The 4,202-nt window shown below is 43.2% G+C and carries 3 protein-coding genes and 1 pseudogene; 2 read left to right on the plus strand and 2 right to left on the minus strand.

All coding sequences use genetic code 11. The features are described 5' to 3' along the window. Together BLQ24_RS10545 and BLQ24_RS09815 are read left to right on the plus strand one after the other, a co-directional pair. Positions 1-156 (plus strand): IS3 family transposase (locus BLQ24_RS10545; RefSeq protein ID WP_143004294.1); only part of this gene is annotated, 156 nt, incomplete at its 5' end. Between the two features lie 210 nt (positions 157-366). Further along, positions 367-1,458: a threonine synthase gene (locus BLQ24_RS09815; RefSeq protein ID WP_090164744.1), complete on the plus strand. Its 1,092-nt coding sequence runs from the start codon at positions 367-369 to the stop codon at positions 1,456-1,458. Between the two features lie 99 nt (positions 1,459-1,557). On the opposite strand, the gene BLQ24_RS09820 is transcribed toward BLQ24_RS09815, so the two are convergent. Next, positions 1,558-2,481: a LysR family transcriptional regulator gene (locus tag BLQ24_RS09820; protein ID WP_090164745.1), complete on the minus strand. Its 924-nt coding sequence runs from the start codon at positions 2,479-2,481 to the stop codon at positions 1,558-1,560. A 53-nt stretch (positions 2,482-2,534) separates the two neighbouring features. Continuing rightward, a pseudogene (locus tag BLQ24_RS09825) lies at positions 2,535-3,935 on the minus strand (IS5 family transposase). Between the last annotated feature and the right edge of the window lie 267 nt (positions 3,936-4,202).

Consider the following 4,202-nt stretch of genomic DNA (forward strand, 5'->3'; position numbering starts at 1 on the left):
TATTTTAATACACTAAAGTCAGAGCTGATCTATCTCAGGAAGTTTTCAACTGAAGAGAGCCTATTCGTTGAAGTGAATGCATATGCATACGGCTGGTACAACAATCGAAGACCGCATTCTCATAACAACGGCATCCCACCGGCAAGAGTATCATAAAACGAGTCTATCGATTACATTTTTACTTGACCAGCACATCTTTACTTTTCAAGGCCTGAAGATTTTAAGCCGAAAAGGTATGACATTAACAGAATCGATTTGTATAATTCTTCGTTATCAAGCAATTACAAATAATAATTATGAATAATCAGAATCATTTAATAATATATTGACAGAAGTATTCTTTTATTATCGGAAAGGAGGCCTTTAATGCTTTTCAGATGTTCAAAATGTGGTAGAACCATGCCAGTGACTACTGCCATTCCGAAGTGTGAATGTGGCGGATTATGGGATATCGATTGGGAAATCCCCTCATTTGAAGAATCATTAATCGATACAAATATCTGGGGAATGTTCCGCTATCACAATTTTATGGCCTTGGATGATAATGCTTGGAAAGATATTACATTGGGCGAAGGATTTACACCGGTGATTTATTTGGATAATATACTGTATAAAATGGACTATATGATGCCCACTCTTTCATTTAAGGATCGTGGCGCCGCTGTCCTCATTTCACACTGCAAATCTATTGGTGTTAAATCGGTCGTACAAGACAGCAGCGGCAATGCAGGGTGCAGTGTCGCTGCCTACAGTGCCAGGGCCGGGATCAATTGCACGATCTATGTGCCGGAAGGAACACCCAGAAACAAAATCAATATGATCACTTCCTATGGTGCCAAAGTCGTTACCGTTGAAGGCGACAGGGATCATTGCGCCGACATCTGCCGCGAAGCCGCTCTCAAATCAGATGTTTATTACGCCACTCACGTTTATAATCCATTTTTCTACGAAGGAACAAAAACATATATATATGAAGTTTTTGAACAGCTGCATCGCATTCCGGAACACCTGGTGATCCCAGTAGGGAATGGTACCCTGTTTCTCGGATGTGTTTATGCACTGGAACATCTTCAGAAGAGCAGCCAGATAGATCACTTTCCTCATATCATCGCAGTACAAAGCGAATATTGCGATCCATTATTCCGCGCCGCAGAAATCGGATCAAATAAACCAGTTTCATATTCTTTTCTGCCAACCTTAGCGGAAGGTATCGCAATCGGCAGGCCGATGCGAGGCAAAGAGATCCTACGCCTGGCATACAAACATAATGTAACGTTTGTGCATGCTCCGGAAGGAGAAATAAAAAAAGCGAAGGAGTACCTTGCCAATAATGGTCTTTATATCGAAGAAACTACTGCAGCAAATCTGGCTGGATTCAGGGAATATTGCAGAATCAATGGCGATGTGAAAGATTGCCTTATTACGCTCTGTGGATCCGGTCTGAAAACGGCCGATTAATATGATCTCCTGAAATCCCCCAAAACCAGTTATTCCTGCGTCCCATATGGAGGGAGAAGCATACCATCGTCTATTCCCGGTGATTTGCTCCTTCCTTTTTCAATGAAATCCCAGCGATGCAATATGGTCCTGACATAAATGCAAAAAATCCATATACCGGTCAGAGAACATACTGTCTTTCAGCCAGATCATGTCGATCGAATTTTGTAAATTGTTAAAATTCCTGATGGAGATCACAGAAAGTGAACCATCCTCAAGCTCCTCTTTTATAGCAAAATCATAAAGGAAACTGATCCCTACATTCTCTAAAAGCAGTCTTTTGGTCGCGCTCAAAGTCCCGATCAAGATCGTATGCTTGAAATTTCGTATACTCTGTTGATTGCTTTGTAAAGTGTGTGCCAGATTTCGATGATAGTAGGTGTCATTACTACGCGTAATCAGTCTGTATTGATATAATGATTCGAAATCAACAGTCTGGTTTGCAAGCGGATGATGATTGGAACATACACAGACGGTCCTCGCATTAAAAAGCTTCCTGACATAAAAATGATTAGAATCACATGGAATGTCAGCTATACAAATATCGATGTCCCCTGCCTCAAGCTGCTGGATCAGATCATCAGATTCCCCAAGAAAATGTGAGATCTGAGTATGAGGATAAGCATTGACGTATTTTGCGATAAGCTTTGGAATAAAGGTCTCCCCTGGCGCAAGTTGAGTACCGATTTTTAATGACGTATTGTCTGCGATTCCCTTTTGCAATTCGTCGATCAGTTTAGAAGTATCGGCCTTGATCTTCTGGGCATAATACAAGAGCTTAGTGCCTTCGTCCGTCAGGCATAGATTATGGAAATGATCGTAATAAAACAGTTCAACATTAAGATTCTCCTGCAGCCATTTGATATGGTGTGTTACAGCAGGTTGTGTAATGCACAAAATATTTGCGGCTTTTGTGTAATTTCTCGTTCCACAAAGAACAACAAAAGTATTTAGTCTCGTATTTAATAAAATATCGTCCTGCATTTTTCAATCACTTTCCTTCTACCTTAAATTAGTATCTGCTCAACAAATCGTTGTTAGAAAGTTGTCTCGAAATTGAGGCCAACATATGAACCTTGAAAAATCGATAACAAAAATCGCATAGCCGACTTGGTCAGGCGATCCACGTTCATCGCAATGATCGACAGAGCGATGGAACTTCTCGTAGTTGCTTCCAGTTTGGTTGTGATAAGCCCGAGCCCGAATGATCTCTTTGCAAGACTGAAGGCTCTTTCGACTTCGATTCGATCGACAGCATCCTGGTATTCGATCTTTTTGTCAGCTCTTGGATCCTTCTTCGGCCTTCCGAGAGCCGGACCTGAAATGCGTATACCATGTAACTTGCAGTATGTGAGATTCTTTCGTTTCCTATAGATCTGATCTACGAGGACTCGTTCAGGATAGTGACCATGACGCTCGTAATAGTTTTCTACAGCACCTATGAGCACTTCGCTCTCGTTGCATGGATCGAATGATAGATAGCTTCTCGATTCTTGCGAAGCCGTTGTCAATACTGATGTCGAGCTTGGCTCCGAACTCTGTCGGATCCTTTGCCTTGCCTCTGATGATCGGTCTGATGTACGGCTGGCTGATGCTCACGATCCTGCCGGATACTACATGAGTGTTATTGCAGTACATGTAGTCCTGTTGCTCGTAGACCTTCCTGATGACCTCGATGCGGTCGAGCTGCTTTTGTTCGAACTCTATGTCCTGAGCAATGAACTCATCGATATATCTGAGGTCTCTGCGAACGTATTGCAACTGTGCTTTGATCGCTTTCCGGATCTTTTTGCCGGTACGCTTCTTGCACTTTGCCAGCGAGAGATAGTCTTTTCTGGCATTGACTCTGTACATCCTCGGTTTTTTGAGGTTGTATGAGAAACAGATCTCATCGACTATACCTTCGCGATCCTCCCTGCATTGATTCAGTAGATTGATGTCCTGAGGGTATTCGATGTTCTGCGGAGCACATGTCGCATCAAGGATCAGAGTTCCTGAATTACCGGAGTCTCCGCTGTCATCATCGTCATCTTCCGGGGTGTTGTACTCAAAAATCATGTCGTTGATGTCTCCAAGTACATCTTCGGTCAGTCTCTTGCGGAACTCGACTAAGAGGATGGCACGAACGGTGCTTCCATCTGGTATCCCGGGAGTCCGATGAAGTACTGGAAGTACGGATTCTCTGTGATTTGTTCTACCAATTCGCGATCTGAACATCCAAGGTGCTTCTGCAAGAGCAGTGACCCGAATGCCATTCGAAGCGGCTTCGCCGGAACGCCACGGTTGCTTGGGAAGAGCTTTGCGTAGCGCTCTCCGATGGCATCCCATGGAATGGTCTCTGCCTTTTTGACCCAGCGGTTCTCCGGGTTGAGCTTGAGTCCGAGCGGCTGATCAAAATGCTCGAATGCAAGCTGTTTGTTACGATTTTTCTTATACATTGATGGCTCCTGGCAATTCTATGTGCACGGTTTTTAGCCGTTTTCGCATGATTTCCTTGCACCTATAGTATACCATAATTGAGCCTCAACTTCAGTAATTGCAACGTCTTGAGCTATATTTCAAAGGGCGTGAGCACACACTAAATTATTTTATCATATCTGACTTTCTTTGAGCTAGTGTCAAGAATTGTTCGCAAAAAGTTTCCATTGAGTCCCCGATAATGATCAGGCGGCCTGTTGTTCAAGGATTTTTGTGATGGCGGATTC

It is taken from the genome of Eubacterium pyruvativorans (assembly GCF_900102225.1).
GTDB lineage: Bacteria > Bacillota > Clostridia > Peptostreptococcales > Anaerovoracaceae > Aminicella > Aminicella pyruvativorans.